The sequence below is a fragment of the Bacillus sp. TL12 genome, assembly GCF_022625245.1.
Lineage (GTDB): Bacteria > Bacillota > Bacilli > Bacillales > Bacillaceae_G > Bacillus_A.
Map to the genome: position 1 here is coordinate 68,620 of NZ_JAJJBY010000004.1, position 18,305 is coordinate 86,924.

General features: G+C 34.4%; 19 protein-coding genes. 15 read left to right on the plus strand and 4 right to left on the minus strand.

Annotated elements, in window-relative coordinates; genetic code table 11:
• Positions 1 to 94 precede the first annotated feature (94 nt).
• Complete coding sequence (locus tag LOK41_RS05345) at positions 95 to 1,045, plus strand: CobW family GTP-binding protein (RefSeq protein ID WP_241815580.1); 951 nt, start codon at positions 95 to 97, stop codon at positions 1,043 to 1,045.
• Between the two features lie 10 nt (positions 1,046 to 1,055).
• On the opposite strand, the gene LOK41_RS05350 is transcribed toward LOK41_RS05345, so the two are convergent.
• Together LOK41_RS05350 and LOK41_RS05355 are read right to left on the minus strand one after the other, a co-directional pair.
• Positions 1,056 to 1,526 (minus strand): GNAT family N-acetyltransferase, encoded by a 471-nt coding sequence (locus LOK41_RS05350; RefSeq protein ID WP_241815581.1) that lies wholly within the window; start codon positions 1,524 to 1,526, stop codon positions 1,056 to 1,058.
• A gap of 138 nt (positions 1,527 to 1,664) precedes the next feature.
• Positions 1,665 to 2,618, minus strand: coding sequence for a metal ABC transporter substrate-binding protein (locus LOK41_RS05355; RefSeq protein ID WP_241815582.1), 954 nt, complete (start codon positions 2,616 to 2,618; stop codon positions 1,665 to 1,667).
• A 548-nt stretch (positions 2,619 to 3,166) separates the two neighbouring features.
• Between LOK41_RS05355 and LOK41_RS05360 the strand changes: the two genes are divergently transcribed.
• Complete coding sequence (locus LOK41_RS05360) at positions 3,167 to 3,826, plus strand: oxidoreductase (RefSeq protein ID WP_174102551.1); 660 nt, start codon at positions 3,167 to 3,169, stop codon at positions 3,824 to 3,826.
• 41 nt (positions 3,827 to 3,867) lie between these two features.
• On the opposite strand, the gene namA is transcribed toward LOK41_RS05360, so the two are convergent.
• On the minus strand, positions 3,868 to 4,908 hold the full coding sequence (namA, locus tag LOK41_RS05365) for an NADPH dehydrogenase NamA (protein ID WP_241815583.1): 1,041 nt from the start codon (positions 4,906 to 4,908) through the stop codon (positions 3,868 to 3,870).
• Between the two features lie 132 nt (positions 4,909 to 5,040).
• Here namA and LOK41_RS05370 point away from each other — a divergent pair, with 132 nt between their 5' ends.
• From LOK41_RS05370 to LOK41_RS05395, 6 genes are all read left to right on the plus strand, one after another.
• Entirely contained in the window at positions 5,041 to 5,493 is a 453-nt protein-coding gene (locus LOK41_RS05370) for a methylated-DNA--[protein]-cysteine S-methyltransferase (RefSeq protein WP_241815584.1), read from the plus strand.
• 155 nt (positions 5,494 to 5,648) lie between these two features.
• Positions 5,649 to 6,593: a DUF2628 domain-containing protein gene (locus LOK41_RS05375; RefSeq protein ID WP_241815585.1), complete on the plus strand. Its 945-nt coding sequence runs from the start codon at positions 5,649 to 5,651 to the stop codon at positions 6,591 to 6,593.
• Positions 6,594 to 6,740: 147 nt separating this feature from the next.
• A complete protein-coding gene (locus tag LOK41_RS05380) occupies positions 6,741 to 8,402 on the plus strand; it encodes a peptide ABC transporter substrate-binding protein (protein WP_241815586.1) in 1,662 nt (553 codons plus the stop codon).
• Between the two features lie 57 nt (positions 8,403 to 8,459).
• Positions 8,460 to 8,876 carry a FosB/FosD family fosfomycin resistance bacillithiol transferase gene (fosB, locus tag LOK41_RS05385; protein WP_241815587.1) on the plus strand — a complete coding sequence of 139 codons (417 nt, stop codon included), beginning with the start codon at positions 8,460 to 8,462 and terminating at the stop codon, positions 8,874 to 8,876.
• Between the two features lie 23 nt (positions 8,877 to 8,899).
• Positions 8,900 to 9,295, plus strand: a complete 396-nt coding sequence (locus tag LOK41_RS05390) for a Rossmann-fold NAD(P)-binding domain-containing protein (RefSeq protein WP_241815588.1) — start codon at positions 8,900 to 8,902, stop codon at positions 9,293 to 9,295.
• Positions 9,296 to 9,310: 15 nt separating this feature from the next.
• Positions 9,311 to 9,928 (plus strand): phosphoserine phosphatase 1, encoded by a 618-nt coding sequence (locus tag LOK41_RS05395; RefSeq protein ID WP_241815589.1) that lies wholly within the window; start codon positions 9,311 to 9,313, stop codon positions 9,926 to 9,928.
• Positions 9,929 to 9,970: 42 nt separating this feature from the next.
• On the opposite strand, the gene LOK41_RS05400 is transcribed toward LOK41_RS05395, so the two are convergent.
• A complete protein-coding gene (locus LOK41_RS05400) occupies positions 9,971 to 10,435 on the minus strand; it encodes a CotG/ExsB N-terminal domain-containing protein (protein WP_241815590.1) in 465 nt (154 codons plus the stop codon).
• 199 nt (positions 10,436 to 10,634) lie between these two features.
• On the opposite strand from LOK41_RS05400, the gene LOK41_RS05405 reads away from it, so the two are divergent.
• The 7 genes from LOK41_RS05405 (at position 10,635) to LOK41_RS05435 (ending at position 18,281) form a co-directional block, all read left to right on the plus strand.
• Positions 10,635 to 11,711 (plus strand): CotH kinase family protein, encoded by a 1,077-nt coding sequence (locus LOK41_RS05405; protein WP_241815735.1) that lies wholly within the window; start codon positions 10,635 to 10,637, stop codon positions 11,709 to 11,711.
• 590 nt (positions 11,712 to 12,301) lie between these two features.
• Complete coding sequence (locus tag LOK41_RS05410; RefSeq protein ID WP_241815591.1) at positions 12,302 to 12,919, plus strand: NUDIX hydrolase; 618 nt, start codon at positions 12,302 to 12,304, stop codon at positions 12,917 to 12,919.
• Positions 12,920 to 13,107: 188 nt separating this feature from the next.
• Positions 13,108 to 13,710, plus strand: a complete 603-nt coding sequence (gene uptA, locus LOK41_RS05415; RefSeq protein WP_241815592.1) for an undecaprenyl phosphate transporter UptA — start codon at positions 13,108 to 13,110, stop codon at positions 13,708 to 13,710.
• 96 nt (positions 13,711 to 13,806) lie between these two features.
• A complete protein-coding gene (locus tag LOK41_RS05420; RefSeq protein ID WP_174102561.1) occupies positions 13,807 to 15,186 on the plus strand; it encodes a putative polysaccharide biosynthesis protein in 1,380 nt (459 codons plus the stop codon).
• 184 nt (positions 15,187 to 15,370) lie between these two features.
• Positions 15,371 to 16,312 (plus strand): magnesium transporter CorA family protein, encoded by a 942-nt coding sequence (locus LOK41_RS05425; protein ID WP_000932385.1) that lies wholly within the window; start codon positions 15,371 to 15,373, stop codon positions 16,310 to 16,312.
• 199 nt (positions 16,313 to 16,511) lie between these two features.
• A complete protein-coding gene (locus LOK41_RS05430) occupies positions 16,512 to 17,408 on the plus strand; it encodes a permease (protein WP_174102562.1) in 897 nt (298 codons plus the stop codon).
• Between the two features lie 3 nt (positions 17,409 to 17,411).
• Entirely contained in the window at positions 17,412 to 18,281 is an 870-nt protein-coding gene (locus tag LOK41_RS05435; protein WP_174102563.1) for a TIGR03943 family putative permease subunit, read from the plus strand.
• Positions 18,282 to 18,305: the final 24 nt, after the last annotated feature.

The window sequence follows — 18,305 nt, forward strand, 5'->3', positions numbered from 1 at the left end:
AATCATTAGGGATGAAGAAAACTCCACTGATTAAAGTTTCATTTTATCTATATGGTATAATGTACGAAGATATAATTATAAGGAGATGTACGAAATGATTCCAGTAACAATTTTAACTGGTTTTCTTGGATCTGGGAAAACGACATTATTAAATCGTATCTTGTCGGAAGAACATGGTAAGAAACTAGCGGTCATTGTAAATGAAATAGGTCAAATTAGCATCGATAACCAATTGATTATGAATGTAGAAGAAGAAATTATGGAAATGACAAATGGTTGTTTATGCTGTACAGTGCGTGAAGACCTACTTGTTGCTTTAAAACAATTATTGGATGTAAAAGCAGAGGGGAAAATGGATTTTGATGGTCTAGTGATTGAAACGACAGGTCTTGCGAATCCAGGACCGATTATCCAAACGTTCTTTTTAGATCCAGTGATTCAATCAGCATACAAAATTAATGGCGTTGTGACAGTGGTAGATAGTTATCATATACATAAACATTTTGAAAAAGGATTAGAAGCAAAAGAGCAGATTGCCTTTGCTGATATGATTTTAGTAAATAAAGTAGATTTAATTGAAGAAGCGAAAAAGGAAGAACTTCTTACTGAGTTACAAGGGATTAATCCGACGGCAAAATTAATTCCAACGACAAATTGTGAAGTAAATATTCCTGCTTTGTTAGAAATTCAAACGTTTAAAACGCGTGATACATTAGAAATTTATCCGCATAAAGAGCACCATCATTTAGAAGGTGTGAAATCATTTGTATTACGTGAAGAGCGTCCACTTAATTTGCAAAAGTTAAACGAATGGATGTCAGCTGTTGTTCAAGAGTTAGGAGAGTATTTATATCGATATAAAGGAATTCTTTCGATTGATGGAGTAGATCGCCGCATTGTTTTCCAAGGTGTTCATACATTGTTTGCTGCTTCTTATGATAGAGAGTGGAAAGAGGGAGAAGAGCGAGTGAGTGAAGTGGTCTTTATTGGGAAAGACATTAATAAAGAATGGTTCCAAGAACATTTTAAAGAATGTGTAAAATAAGCCTGCTAATTTAGCAGGCTTGTTTTTTATCTATAAGCAATTCCATCACAACACCAACAACGGGCCCATCATCATCAATATCACCAGTTAAGTGAAAGCCGAAAGACTCATATAGTTTCATTGCTAGTTTGTTTTCTGGATGAAGACTTAAATAAATTTTTTTACATTGAAATGTTTGTTGCAAATACTGGATGAGTAGGTGGAGAAAACGTTTCGCATAGCCATTTCCTTGAAAATGATGATCAATCATAAAACGATCTATCCATACGCTATCATCTTTTGCTGAATGCCAACCATACATTGCGTATCCAACAAGTGTCTCTGCATCATATAAGCCTACTGACGTTCCATTTCCTTCATATAGAGATTCCGCTAAAGAAAATGCATTACTTTCGATAAAGTGTTGCTGCTCCTTTGCTACGTCTAAAGCAGCGACTGAACGCCAATTATTTGCTGTTACTTCACAAATGTGAAGATTCATAGTTCCAACTCGCTTTCATAAAATGTTATATCTTTGAATCTAATATGGATAATTTTACTTGTTACTCCGTTTAAGTCAAGTAATAGCCTATGAAAAAGACAGCTGAAAAAATTCCAGCTGTCTGAAAGATAAAGATATTTAGTTTGTAGCTTCTTTTAAAGCATTCACGTTTTCTTCCATTAATGTAAAGTAATCTTTGTTTTTCTTTGCATCATCTTCAGAAATAGTAGCAAGGTGATTTAAACGTAAAATTTTCGTTCCTGTTTCTTTTTGAATCACTTCTGCGACTTTTGGAGTAGAGAATGTTTCAAATAAGATATATTTCAAACCATGTTCTTTTGCTGTTTTTGAAATGTTAGCAAGTTCTTTTTGGGATGGCTCATCAGAAGCTGAAACTCCAGCAACTGGTATTTGTTTTAGACCATAGCGTTTTTCCCAGTATCCATATGCAGCATGAGAAACTAAAATATCTTTTGTTTTTGCATCTGAAACGACAGATTTAAAATGATCATCTAAATCAGTGAATTTTGTTTGCAAGGCAGCGAAGTTTTTCTCGAATTCTTTTTTATGATCTGGTTGTAATTCTACGAGTGCATCTTTAATTTTTTCAGCTTGCTTCATCGCAAGTGTAGGATCTAACCATACGTGTGGATCTTTGTCGTGATGGTGATGTTCTTCCTCTTTATGATCTTCCTCGTGCTCATGATGTTCTTCTTCTGATGAAGCGATAAGATCGAAGCCTTTAGATGCATTAACAACTTTTACATTCTCTTTATTTAATGTTTTTTCCATTTTTTCTGCAAATGGTTCTAATTCTGCACCGTTATATACGAACAGCTCTGCCTTTGCAACTTGTACTGTTTGTTTTTGACTTGGCTCATATGTATGAGAGTCAGCGCCAGGCGGATAAATTGTTTCGACATTTACATAGTCCCCGCCGATTTTTTTTGCGAAATCAGCAAGTGGAAAAATGGTTGTATATACAGAAAGTTTTCCATCTTTTTTTGCTAATCCGTCTTTTTTGCCGGAACACCCAGCGAAAATTAATGTGAAAATAAGTATAAAAGAAAATACCATTAATCTTTTCTTCATGTAATTCTCCTCTTTTCTTTCTTTTCCAATTTTATTTTCTCCAGAAATAAGAGAAAAAATATATTTTTGTTATAAAACGGAATAATTACGTTTTAAGTTGCGAACTTAGTATAATACATCTTTACGAAAGTTGCAATAAATAATAATCATTACGATTTGATTTTGTTATAAAGTTGTCAAAAAGAACAGTATTATTTTTCTGTTTATTGCATATGTGACAATACTACTTTCATATATTGGGGTAGAGGGTATAAAAAGGAGATGAGCGATTGGATTACTTGATGGAAGCAATTTTGTTAGTGCTAGCAATAGTTTTGCCATTAACATGTGTTTTGATTTTTTTAAAAACATTAATAAGTAATCTCGGCGATTCTACAAATATAACGAAACTACCACAAGAGAAAGAAAACGAAAAAGAGTAAGCAAAGCACTTGCATCATGCATAGTGCTTTGCTTATGATAAAATGAGATAAAGGAAAACTCTCACAAGTGGGAGTTATGCTACCCGTTCAGACGGAATAAAAGTAGATAAAGAGGTATAAAAGTAGATGAATAAACGAACAGCCTTAGTACTGGGAGCAAGTGGTTTAGTTGGACAAGAAGTGACGCAGCTATTACTTGATTCAGATTACTATGACTCGGTTATGATTTTTGTCAGAAAACCACTACAATGGGAACATGAAAAATTACAGCAGAAACAAGTCGATTTTTCTATATTAGAAGAATATAAAGAATTTTTTGCTGTTGATGATGTCTTTAGCTGTCTTGGGACAACAATTAAGAAAGCAAAAACGAAAGCAAATTTTAAAAAAGTAGACTATGAATTTACATTACGAGCAGCTTGTTTAGCAGAAAAACAAGGTGTGCAAAATTTTCTTGTTATTTCTTCTATGGGGGCCAATCCAAAATCACTTTTCTTTTATTCACAAGTAAAAGGAAAGATGGAGGAAGAACTTCAAAAGTTGGTGATTGGTGGGATTCATATATTTAGACCATCACTATTGCTTGGGGATCGAGAAGAATTTCGTTTTGGAGAAAGAATGGCTGAGAAGATATTTGGCGTCTTACCATTTGTATTTAATGGCACTTTAAAAAAGTATAAGCCGATTACAACTGAGCAGGTTGCAAAAGGGATGTATTTAGCGGCACTACGTGAAGAATCTGGTGTCCATATTTATAATTCCACAGAGATTACAATGATGAAATAATGAGAACGAGAAGGGGAATCCCTTCTCGTTTTTATGTCGTATTAGCGGCGAGTCGGGGCTATTTTACCACGAGCACGTTGATATTGGCGTGGTTCTTGTAATTCAAATCCAAGTTCATTCGCTGCTGTTCTTGGAAAATATGGATTACGAAGTAACTCGCGACCAATAAAGATTAAGTCTGCTTCATTATTTGCTAAAATTTCTTCTGCTTGTATACCATTTGTAATGAGTCCTACTGCACCTGTCGCGATGTCCGCTTGTTTTTTTAAATGATTTGCATATTTTATTTGATAGCCAGGGTAAACGTCGATTTGAGTAGGGACAACTGCACCAGAGCTACAATCAATTACAGCTACACCTTGTTCTTTCATCCATTTTGCAAATTGAACATAGTCATGTACTGTTAATCCTTCAGGATGATAGTCATTTGCAGAAATACGAACGAATAAAGGGCCATTCCAAACTTCATTTACAGCATCAATGATTTCTCTTAAGAAAAGGTAACGGTTTTCAGGAGGTCCACCATATTCATCAGTTCGTTTGTTTGATAATGGTGAAAGAAATTCATTAATGAGATAACCATGAGCCGCGTGGAGTTCAATGATATCGAATCCTGCTTGTTTGGAACGATATGCAGCATCTTGAAAAGCGGAAATTGTTTTTTTGATTAGCTGTTTACTCATTTCTACCGGGATTTTCATTGTATCATTAAAGGCAATAGCCGAGGGTGCTACAGCATCTGTATGTAATTCAGCTTTTCGTCCAGCATGTGCTAACTGAATAGCTGATTTTGCGCCATTTTCATGGATGAGTGACACCGTTTTTTGTAACCCTGGAATATGATTATTATTCCATATACCTAAATCTTTATTAGAAATACGTCCCTCAGGTACAACAGCTGTAGCTTCAAGCATAACAAGGCCTACTTGACCAGCTGCTCGAGATGCATAATGGATATGATGGAAATTTGTGACCTTTCCATCCTCGTTTTCTGAAGAATACATACACATTGGTGACATAACAATACGATTTTTTAATGTAATGTCTTTAATCGTATAAGGTGAAAAAAGATGATAGTCCATAGTTATTCCCCCTTATGTAGTTTCCTTTATTGTATCATTATCATTTTTGTTTCCATAATGAAACGCTTATTCTCGAAATTTTGTATATATATGTTACAATGATTGAAATGAATCAAATTGGAGGATAGGGGCATGTACCGAGCGTATTATGATAGCGAAATAGGTTTGCTTGAAATCACTGCAAATGATGAAGGAATTATGTCTGTTATTTTTGTAGAGGAACGGAAAGAAGAGATTAAAAATCAAATTGTAGAACAGTGTCTTACTGAATTAGATGAATATTTTCATCAAAAGCGAACTGAATTTACAGTACCATTGTCAGCGATTGGAACGCAATTTCAAAAGAATGTTTGGGATGCGCTCTATACGATCCCATATGGAGTGAGTGCTTCTTATCTAGATATTGCGGAAAAGGTTGGTAACACAAAGGCAGTGCGTGCGATTGGCGGAGCGAATAGTCGCAACCCAATTTCTATTATTGTTCCGTGTCATCGAGTAATTGGAAAAAGTGGAAAGTTAGTTGGCTATGCAGGTGGTCTATGGCGAAAAGAATGGTTATTAAAACATGAGGGGATTTTGAAATAATGATGAAACTTTTTGTATTAAAATGAATGGTTTAATCTATTATTTATGGGAAGGTATCATCGTATGAAAGGCTTTTTCTTCAACCAACTAAGTTTTTAAGTAGGTTGAACAACAGAAGCATAAGTAGGGGATAAATCACGGGAAGAGGGATTATTTTGCGTTGTATAAATTGTGGGAATCCTTGTCCTGACGGTCAGTTCAATTGTGAAGATTGTCAGCAAGTTTTACATAATAGAACAAAAACGGAAATCTCACCACTAGAAAAAGATATGGAACAATATGTGGGAGCACACTATCCGTATTATAAAAGGAAATGGAACACAGAAAAGAAACGAATAGCAGGATGGAGCTGGAATGGATGGGCTGCTATTTTTAATGTTGGGTGGTTTGGATATCGAAAGTATTACTTACCTGCTTGTTTATTTGTAACCTTATTAGTAGCTTGTGATGCATTCTCCTATTATATGGGGTTCAATATTGCACTTCCAGTCATTAATATGGTGCCGCTTACTTTTTTATTGCTTATTTTAATGATGATTGGAATTGGGATTTTTGCCAATGGATTATATTATCGATTTGCTGAACGGAAAATATATCGGATAAAAGCAAGAGGAATAAAGAATAACGATGTTGAAGGTTATCTTATTCGTGATAGTGGTGGAACAAGTAGAATTGGAGCGACTATTGTTACAATTTTGACAGCTGCTAGTATATTTATGAGTCACTTTTTCTTTCCGACAGATCAAGATGTTATTCAAAAAGTACGAGCAAGTTCTCTTTATGAGTATCCGTTCTTTTCAATTGGAGAATCGTTTGAACAGCATTTTCAGCAACCAAACTGGGTGTATTATCGCGGTGAAGATGGACTAGAATTAGTAGAGTTTCATGGATACACTAGTGGAATGACAAGACAGAAAATCGTTATTCAATTTGTTGTCGATTACAGATTACATGAAATTGAACCTTATTCTCTTACAGTTAACGGTGAGCCGCAAGGTGAACAAGAATTTTTAAAAATGATGGAAAATGTATTTCGGACGCAAGATCTTTTTGAGTTGGAAGATGGATTACACAAAGACGATAAGAAAGAAATGTTATAAGAAATGGATGTAAGAGTAAATGAAGTAGCTTTTATATTCATTTCTTTTTTTGTTTTATACTAGAAAAACATTTGAAATAATCAGAATTTTTTGTATAATACTATCATACATGCTTTATTGTATACATACAGATTGGGGGAAGGAAGAATGAAGAAAAAAGTTTCAACGCTTGCGGCACTTGCATTATCAACAAGTATGTTCGTTGCAGGTTGCGGGAATGGGGAGAAAGCATCGACAACGAAGAAAGAAACGAATAAGGGAATGGCCGATAAACAAGTGCTAAATTTACTAGAAGCAGCAGAAATTCCTTCGATGGATACGTCAAAATCAACAGATTCCGTATCATTCCGAGTATTTGTTAATGCAATGGAGGGGTTATATCGGTTAGATAAAGACAATAAACCAACTCCAGGAATGGCAAAAGATGTGAAAATTAGTGAGGATAAGAAAACATATACTTTCGAATTGCGAGATGCAAAATGGTCGAATGGTGAGCCGGTTCGCGCACAAGATTTCGTATATGGTTGGCAACGTGCGCTTGATAAAGCAACAGCGGCTGAATATGCATTTATTTTATTTGATGTGAAAAACGCACAAAAAGTAAATAAAGGAGAATTACCATTAGAGCAATTAGGTGTTAAAGCAAAAGACGATAAAACATTAGTAGTTGAACTAGAGCAACCAGCACCGTACTTTCTTGAACTTACATCTTTCCCAACGTTCTTCCCTTTAAATGAGAAGTTCGTCAAAGAGCAAGGGGCAAATTATGCATTAGAAGCTGATAAAATTTTATATAATGGACCATTTACGTTAAGTGAGTGGAAACATGAACAAAGTTATCAATTAAAGAAAAATCCAAACTATTGGGATAAAGACACTGTAAAACTAGAAGAGATTAACGTTGGTATTGTCAAGGAAACGAGCACAGGTGTGAACCTGTATGATAGTGATCAAGCAGATCGTGTCATCTTAACTTCTGAGTTTGTAGATAAATATAAAAAGAGCAAAGCAGATGAGTTTAAAACGAAATTAGACCCACGTATGTATTTCTTACGTTTTAATCAGCAAAATCCAACTTTTAAAAACCAAAAGGTGAGAGAAGCGATTGATTTAGCTTATGACAAAAAAGGGATTGCGAATGTCATTTTAAATAATGGTTCATTACCAGCATATTTCTTAGTACCAGAAAAATTTACAACGGGTCCAGATGGGAAGGATTTCCGTACAGTTAATAAAAATTTCCGTGACAGCAAAGATAATGTAGAAAAAGCGAAAAAGTTATGGGAAGAAGCGAAAAAAGAATTGGGACAAGATACAATTACAGTTGAATTACTAAACGATGATGATGGTAGTCGGAAAAAAGTTGGCGACTTTATTAAAGAAGAGCTTGAGAAAAATTTACCTGGAATTAAAGTGAATTTAAAACAACAACCATATAAACAAAAATTAGATTTAGAGAAAAAATTACAGTATGAGTTTTCTTTATCGGCATGGAGTCCGGATTATCCAGATCCAATGACGTATATTGACATGTTTGTGACAGGAAGTTCATTTAATGAAATGGCGTACTCAAATCCAAAATATGATGACTTAGTTGCTAAGTCAAAAGGTGAGTTGTTAAAAGACGATGCTGCACGCTGGAAAGCACTGGCTGAAGCAGAAAAAATCTTAATTGGAGAAGATGTTGCAATTTCACCTACTTATCAGCAAAGTACCGCATATTTGGAAAAACCATATGTAAAAGGAATTGCAAACCATACATTCGGTGGAGATTTTAGTTATAAATGGGCATATGTTACAAAAAAATAGTAAAATAAGAGATGAGTGAATATTCGCTCATCTCTTATTTTGTAAGGAGGATTTATGTTGATAAACGGCCTTAATCATCTTTGTTTTTCAGTTTCAGATTTAGAAGAGTCTATTCAATTTTATGAAACAGTATTAGAGGGGAAGTTATTAGTAAAAGGAAGAAAACTTGCATATTTTGATGTATGTGGAGTGTGGATCGCACTCAATGAAGAAACAGATATTGCAAGAAATGAAATTCATCAGTCATATACACATCTTGCATTTTCTGTTCAACAAGAGGATTTTGTTCATCTATTAAAGCGCTTAGAGGAAAATAAAGTTCATATTTTACAAGGAAGAGAACGTGATGTAAGAGACTGTCAGTCTATTTATTTTATTGATCCAGATGGACATAAGTTTGAATTTCATTCAGGTACATTAGAGGATCGCTTGAAGTATTATAAGGAAGAGAAACCACATATGAAATTTTATTGATGAATAAGGGGATGGGGGAGAGTATGCATGCTCTTGTTATTGGTGGCACAGGGATGCTGAAAAACGTATCTGTTTGGCTTTGTAATCAAGAGTTTTACGTTTCTATTATTGGGCGAGATAAAGATAAGTTAGAAGGTGTAAAGAATACATGTAATGCTCCAAAAATTGAATTACATTCTAAATCATATAGTCTGTTTCATATATTAGGGAGTAGTGCTTCTCGATTGGAACGCCGAAAAATAGAGAGTCCTTTATGTAATTATCATAGAGTTATATTAGGATTTATTTTACAAGGTGAACATTCAAGATGGTTGACTCATGAAGAAATTGCTGAAGGGGTTATAGCAGGAATTCAGAGTAAAGAAGATGAGTATATTGTAGGGACAATAGAGCCATGGGGATTACGACCAATTTTATGAGGAGGAAGGAAACGAATGAAAACGACTTTATATGTAACACGTCATGGAGAAACAGAATGGAATATAGCAAGGCGTATGCAAGGAAGAAAGAACTCGAATTTAACTGAGAAAGGAATGCTACAAGCAAAACAGTTAGGGGAACGTATAAAGGATATACCACTTCATGCGATATATAGTAGTCCAAGTGGAAGAACCATGCATACCGCAGAGTTAATCAAGGGTGAGCGAAGTATTCCGATTATAGCTGATGAACACTTTTACGAGATTAATATGGGGAGCTGGGAAGGACAAATGTTAGCGGATTTGGAAGCGCAGTATCCGGAGGAAGTACATGTGTTTTGGAATGAACCACATCGCTTTTGTTCGACATCGGGCGAAAATTTTTATGATGTGCATAGTAGGGTGATGGAAGGAGTAAGCCTTCTTTTAGAAAAACATAGTGGACAAAATATTTTAATCGTATCACACGCAGCAGCTGCAAAATTGTTGGTGGGGCATTTTGCGGGTCTTTCTGTTGAACAAGTGTGGGACGATCCATTTATGCATAGTGCGAGCCTAAGTGTTATTGAATTTGAAGAAAAAAAGGCTAGCGTGAAACAGTTTGCTGATATAAGTCATTTCCAGCAAGCATAAAAAGACCGCGAGAGCGGTCTTTTAACAAGAAGGCATAAAGGATTAGCAATTACGCTTTTTATACCAGAAGTGATCGAATTTTTTCTTCTTTTTACAGAATGAATGTTTGTGATCATGGCAACTTGAATGAGAGTCATCATCACAGAATGAATCTTTGCGATGATCACAATCATGATCACGATAAAATACAGATTTTTTACAAAACCATCGTTTTGTCCAGAAAAATTTCTTTTCAAAGCGAACGCATTTTGTAACGAGTTTACATTTTTTTACGCGTGTAACTTTTGTAACAAACGTACATTTTTTTACACGTGTAATCTTTGTAACAAATGTACATTTTTTAATACGCTTACAGCGTGTTCTTGGACAATCACAATCTTTATGACAATCACAATCTTCATTTGAATGTTCTTCATCGTACTCAAAAGAAGATGGGTCTTGATGTAAAAACTCCTCCATCCCCGCACTTTTGATTTCCTCGACGGCTTTTTGAATATCACGTTTCATAGAAATCCTCCTTATCGCTTATAAAATGAAAAAGTGGCCTTTTGTGGCCTTTTACATTAATCATGATATGAAAGTGTTTATCACCCTGTATGTGACAAGAGTTTAATTGTTATAGAAAATAGGTAGATAGCGGATGTATGGACAAAATCATGAGCATACATTGAATGAAGAGAAAGAGAAGAAGAAGGGATGGGAGAACATGTTGCCTTCTTATGACTTTTTTATTCATCCAATGTATCTTGTTGAACTAAAAAAGGACATTTGGTCTGATAATCCAGTGCCTGCTAAGTTAACGTACGGAAAAAGAAAGTATGATATTGACATTGTATACCGGGGAGCGCATATTCGAGAATTTGATAAAAAATCATATCAAGTTATGTTCTATAAACCGAAACAATTTCAAGGGGTAAAAGAGTTTCATTTGAATTCAGAGTTCAAGGATCCGTCACTTATAAGAAATAAATTATCACTTGACTTCTTTAGTGATATTGGTGTATTATCGCCAAAATCACAGCATGTTTTTATTAAAATCAATGGTCAAATTCAAGGGGTATATTTACAATTAGAATCTGTAGATGAAAACTTTTTGAAAAGCCGTAAATTACCGAGTGGATCAATTTATTATGCAATTGATGATGATGCGAATTTTTCATTAATAAGTGAGCGTGAAAAGGATGTTAAAACAAATCTATCTGCAGGTTACGAGTTTAAATGTGCAAATGAACATAGTGAAGAGCAGCTTAGTGAATTTGTTTATCAGGCAAATGTACTATCACGAGAAAAATATGAAAAAGGAATTGTAAATTATCTTGATGTTGAAAAGTATTTGCGGTGGTTAGCAGGTGTTATTTTGACTCAAAACTTTGATGGTTTTGTTCATAACTATGCATTGTATCATAATGATGAAACGAGTTTATTTGAAATAATCCCATGGGACTATGACGCTACATGGGGACGTGATGTAGAGGGAAGGCCACTTAACCATGAATACATTCGAATACAAGGATATAATACGTTGAGTGCCAGAATTCTTGATATACCGGTATTTCGAAAACAATACCGCAATATTCTTGAAGAAATTTTGGAAGAAAAATTCACAATTTCTTTTATAAAGCCGAAAGTAGATGAGATGTGTGAAGCGATTCGTCCATACCTTATACAAGATCCCTATATGAAAGATAAAATAGATATTTTTGATCAAGAAGCAGAGTTTATTTTTCAATATATAAATAAGCGGCGTGAATATATACATGAACATTTAGATGAGTTGTCATAAAGTGAAAGTTTAATCAGTGGGGGCTTACTGCTCGCAAATATATAAATGTGGATTGAAAGACCTACATAAACCCCTTCCTTTTATGTAGGAGAGAGGATCCGCTCATGGGTAGTCGCCCATGTCATGTGAAAACAGAAGGAGAAAACGAGTGAAGACCTTCTTTTCTTTTCATAACCGTGGCTTATATGTCGGAAAATTAAAATGGATATATATAGCAAGATAAAACAAGAAAGAGGTTGATATATTGTCAATCTCTTTCTTGTTTTATAGAAATTCAAATTAAAAAATCGATATTAAACTCTTTCTTTTTAGGCGGAGAGCATCCGGTTATGCATAGAAACAATCGTATCCTCTTCCGCCCCATGCCAAGTCAAAATAGGGAGAGAACATGAGTGCAAGTAACCTTTTCTTCTTCGTAGCAGCAACCTGTATGTCGGAAAATCAAAATAGATTAATATATTTCATAAAAAAAAACACTAGACTTTTATAAAATTATTTGATTTCTTTTAAATTTTGCGTGAATAGGATACTATTTGTGTAGGTGAGGTAAATAAATGCAAATATTATATTATTTATAGGATGGTGAGAATATGGAAGCGAAATGGATCGATTGGGTAAAACAAATACAAGCCATTGCTCAGGCGGGTTTAACGTATTCAAAAGATGTGTATGATATTGAACGTTTCGGGCAATTACGTGATCTTTCAGTTACGATGATGTCTCATTACACGAAGACTGATTGGGAAGTGGTAGAAAAATTATTTGCTAATGAAACAGGTTATCAAACACCGAAAGTAGATATTCGGGCTGTCGTATATAAGGATGACAAATTATTATTTGTGAAAGAAACAAGTGATGGGAAATGGGCTCTTCCAGGTGGATGGGCGGATGTTGGTTATACGCCAACAGAAGTGGCAGCAAAAGAGGTTTGGGAAGAAACGGGCTATAAAGTTGACCATTTTCGATTATTAGCAGTATTTGACAAAGAAAAGTATTTTCCATCGCCAGCAGCAACACATGTATATAAAATATTCATTGGTTGTGAAATCGTTGGAGGAGAAAAACAAACAGGTATTGAAACAGAGGAAGTAAACTTTTTTGGTGAAAACGAAATCCCAGAGTTATCAACCGCTAGAAATACAGAGTGGCAAATTAAAGAAATGTTTGCTTGTATGAAAGATAGAAATAAAAATGCCATACTTGATTAAGAAAAAGGTGTACAGGTAATATTTAGTATCTTTCACCGTGTATAAATCTCTTTTTTCCTCTACTTGTGTCTGGTATATTTGTAAAGAAGTGTACATATTTTGGTAGAGAATGAGGAATATATTGGCATACATAAATCTTTGTGAGATAATAGGAAGGTATGTGAGCAGAAAAGGAGATAGGAAAGCAAATGTTAGCGAATTTAATAGAGCAGTTGTTGCAATTTTTTGCAAGTTTAGGGTACTTTGGTGTTGCCTTAGGATTAATGATTGAAATCATTCCGAGTGAGATCGTCCTTTCTTATGCTGGCTTTTTAGTCGCGCAAGGTAAAATAAGTTTCGTTGGTGCAGTTATCGCCGGTACAATTGGTGGTACATTAGCACAAATCTTTTTATATTGGTTAGGGTATTACGGAGGACGTCCAGTAGTTGAAAAGTATGGTAAATATTTATTGATTAACAAGCATCACTTAGATGTAGCTGAAAGTTGGTTTAAACGTTATGGCGCGGGAGTAATCTTCTCTGCTCGCTTCATTCCAGTTGTACGTCATGCTATTTCAATACCAGCAGGATTAGCGAAAATGCCATTAAAACTTTTCACAGTATATACTGTAGTTGCGATTATTCCATGGTCAATTCTCTTTATTTATTTAGGAGAAAAACTAGGTGGAAATTGGCGTCATATTAAAGAATATGCAGCGGATTATACGCATTACATAATTATTGGAGCGGTACTCTTTATAGCACTTTATTTCGGTTTGAAAGTTTTGAAAAAGAGAAAAACTGTTCGTTAAAGTCAATGATTTCATTGGCTTTTTTTCATGTGTTTTAGTTCTAAAATAAAGAAGTTGTCCATAATGTGTAGTAATAAAGCGTAGCGGAGGAATGAAATGAAAGGATCACCGTTTTTACGTGGAACATTATTTTTAACGATGGCAACGATGATATCTAAAATGCTCGGATTTATATATGTTATTCCGTTTACGGCAATGGTTGGTACGAGCGGATATGTATTATATACGTATGCATATCGGCCGTATACGATTATGTTAAGTATTGCAACGATGGGATTGCCACTTGCTGTTTCTAAAATGGTTTCAAAATATGATGAGCTAAATGATTATCATACGGTAAAACGGGTGTTGAAAAGTGGAATGTTTTTCATGATTTTTATGGGGACTGTTTCATTTCTAGTTCTTTATATGTTAGCACCGTATCTTGCGAAGCTAGTGATTGATGGAAGTGATCAAACTGGTAATAGTATGACTGCTGTTACGTATAATATTCAAATTGTTAGTTTTGCTTTATTGATTGTACCAGTGATGAGTTTATTACGTGGTTTTTTTCAAGGGTTTCAATCTATGGGGCCATCAGCATCTAGTGTAGTTGTGGAACAGTTTTTTCGTGTGTTAACAATTTTAATAGGAAGCTTTGTTGTGTTGCATGTTTTGAAAGCGTCTGTTTCGTTAGCTGTTGGAGTCTCAACTTTTGGAGCATTCATGGGAGCAGTAGCGGGATTAACCGTTTTGATTGGGTTTTATATGAGAAGAAGGAAATACTTAAAGCAAAAAGAGATTGCAAGTATTCCGCAAACAACGAAGTCTTTTTTTGCTTTATATAAAGAGCTATTTACGTATTCAATCCCATTTGTTGCTGTTGGACTCGCGATTCCGTTGTATCAAACAATTGATACGTTTACAATCAATAAACTGTTAATAGAGATAGGTTATGTACAAAGCGAGGCCGAAAAAATAAATGCGATAATTGGGCTTGTACAAATGGTTGTACTTATTCCTGTATCCGTTGCAACAGCTTTTAGTATGTCTCTCGTTCCTGAGATGACGAAAGCTTATACAGCTGGAAATGAACAATTACTATATAAACATTTCACGAAAACAAATATACTTGTTGTAGGGATTACTATTCCGGCAGCAATCGGAATGATGGTATTAGCAAAACCTATCTACACTCTTTTATTTGGAATAGGAAATGATCCAAGTGTAGGAAGTGTTGTTTTACAGTACTACGCACCAGCATGTATATTGTTTTCGTTATTTACAGTTACTGCTGCGATGTTGCAGGGGGTTGATCAACAACAAAAAACAGTTCTAGGTTTAAGCTTAGGAATTATAGTAAAGGTCGTACTAAATATTGTATTATTGCCGCACTTTGACTATACCAGTTTTATCATCTCAACATATGCAGGCTACACTGTTTCAGTGACGTTTAACTTGTGGATGCTTTCTAAATATGTTATAAAGGCAACATGAGCTTTCGAAAAGGCAGAGCAATCTCTGTCTTTTTCTATTTTGAAAGAAATTGTGAAGAAAAGCGTTTTCAAAATAATTTTCTATTGAAATTTGAACGTTTGTTTCATATGCTGAAAATAGCGGTTCAAAAACTGTTGTTTAAGTGAGGTAGATTCCCACATGTAAAAAGAATCGGGGTGATAGTATGTTAAATATTTATTTAACAGACCGAAACGGAAAACTACAAGAAATAGAAGAAATTCAAAAAGGTTGTTGGATTAATGTACTCCATCCAACAGAAGAAGAAATTCAATTTCTCGTGCAAACATTGAATGTAGAATTGGATTTTATTAAAGACCCTTTGGATGATGAAGAACGATCCAGGATTGAAAAAGAGGACGATAATGCATTAATTATCGTTGATATTCCAACAGTAAGGCATGATGAAGAAGGAAATTCAATATACGATACAATTCCAATTGGTATGATTGTAATGCCAGAATGCTTCGTTACAATCTGTTTAGAAGAAAATCCAATTTTCGAACGATTTATTAATCAGCGTATTAAAGAATTTTATACTTTTAAAAAGACTCGTTTTGCACTGCAGCTCTTATATACGATTTCTACTTATTATTTACGATATTTAAAACAAATTAATCGAAAAACAATCGACTTAGAGCACGAGTTAAATAAGTCGATGAAAAATAAAGAGATTTTTACATTACTCGGTCTTGAAAAGAGTTTAGTGTATTTTACAACATCTTTAAAAGCAAACAAAATTGTTATTCAAAAGTTAATGCGTAATAATACGTTTATTAAAATGTATGAAGATGATCAAGATTTATTAGAAGATGTGTTAATTGAAAATAAACAGGCTATTGAAATGGCTGAAATATATAGTAATATTTTAAGTGGTATGATGAATACGTTTAGTTCCGTTATTTCGAATAACTTAAACAGTGTTATGAAGTTATTGACTTCTATTACGATTATTTTATCATTGCCGACAATGGTTTCAAGCTTCTTCGGAATGAACGTGACGATTCCTTTGCAAGAAAATCCGCATGGTTTTATAATTGTAATGATTATATGTGCAACATTATCTTGCACTTTAGCGTTTATTTTTTGGAAAAAACGTTATTTTTAACGTTCAAGAAAGCTGCTCTAGCATAGTTATGAAACTGCGCTAGAGCAGCTTTTTTGCTTATAGTGATGGCTTTTTAGTATGTGGAATATTGTTGTAAATAAATGGGATATTATTATTTTAAAATTTTATAAGACTTGTTCAAATTGTTATTTGACGTTAAAATTACATATTGTTAATGAAAAGATGGAGGAAATACATCATGGAATTGTTTCAGTTACCGAAAGCATTCCTGCAAATGAATACGATTTTCATCTCAATTTTAATTGAAGCACTACCATTTGTGCTAATTGGTGTATTTATTTCAGGATTCATTCAAATGTTTGTGACAGAAGATATGGTGGCAAAATGGATGCCAAAAAATCGATTTCTGTCTGTTTTATTGGCTACTTTTCTTGGCATGATGTTTCCAGGTTGTGAATGTGGAATCGTTCCGATTGTAAGGCGTTTAATTGGGAAAGGTGTCCCGCCATATGCTGGAATTGCATTTATGTTAACAGGGCCAATTATTAACCCGGTCGTATTATTTGCAACATATGTTGCGTTTGGAAGTAGTATGCATATGGTATGGTATCGTTCAATTGTGGCAATTATTGTCGCAATTATTGTTGGACTTATATTATCATTTATGTTTAAAGATCATCAACTACGTGATGACCATTTTCCGGAAGTGGATCATAAGCGTCCGCTGCGTAAAAAAATGTGGGATGTTTGTACACATGCGGTTGAAGAGTTTTTCTCAATGGGAAAATACTTAGTTATGGGAGCGTTAATTGCTGCTGCTGTTCAAACGTTTGTACAAACTTCAACACTGCTTGATATAGGTCAAGGGCCGTTTTCTTCATCAGCTGTTATGATGGGACTTGCTTTTATTTTATCACTATGTTCAGAAGCGGATGCCTTTATTGCTTCCTCGTTCCAAAGTACGTTTTCAACAGCGTCACTTGTCGCGTTCCTCGTATATGGACCGATGGTGGATATTAAAAATATGTTTATGATGCTTGCGACATTTAAAACGAAATTTGTAATTGTTGTGACTGTGACTGTTACACTCGTTGTTTATGCAAGCTCACTACTCATTTATGCGATGGGGTGGTAGGTTATGTTTCGAGCATATATTTTACTCGGGTTTACAATTTTAATTGCACAACTTCATATTTCTGGAAATATAACGAAATATATTAATATGAAGTACGCGTATTTATCAACAACTGCTGCAATTATTTTAGGATTTTTAACAATTGTTCAAATTATTGTTGTTTTCCAAAAGGAACATCAAAAGGAAAAGGATCAGCATAATTGTGGTTGCGATCATAGTCACTGTGGACATGATCATTCAAAAGATGAGAATACATGGTGGAAACGTACTTTTTCGTATACCTTATTTTGTTTTCCTATTATTACAGGGTTATTCTTTCCAATCGCGACATTAGATTCGGACATTGTGAAAGCAAAAGGGTTTCATTTTCCAGTTTCACAACCAGATAGTCAAGATCCATTTATGAGAAGACAATTTTTAAGACCGGATACGAGTATTTATTATGCGAAAGAAGGATACAGAGATGTAATGGAGAAAGGGAAAAAGCAATTTGTAAATAAAGATAAAGTTGCTTTAAATGATGAGAACTTCTTAAAAGGAATGGAAACAATCTATAATTATCCTGGAGAATTTACAGGAAAGAAACTTACTTTTAAAGGATTTGTCTTCCGAGATGATTCTGCAAAGAAAGAGCAATACTTCTTATTCCGCTTTGGTATTATTCACTGCGTAGCCGATTCAGGTGTATATGGTATGCTGGTGAAAAAACCAGAGGGAGTAGAATGGAAAAACGATGATTGGATTGAAGTAGAAGGTGAAATTTCAACTGAGTTTTATCAACCATTCCACGCAAACATTCCGGTTTTAGAAGTAACAAAGTGGAATAAAGTTGAACAGCCGAAAGAACAATATGTATTTAGAGGAGCCGATTGATTATAATCGGTTCTTTATTATTGC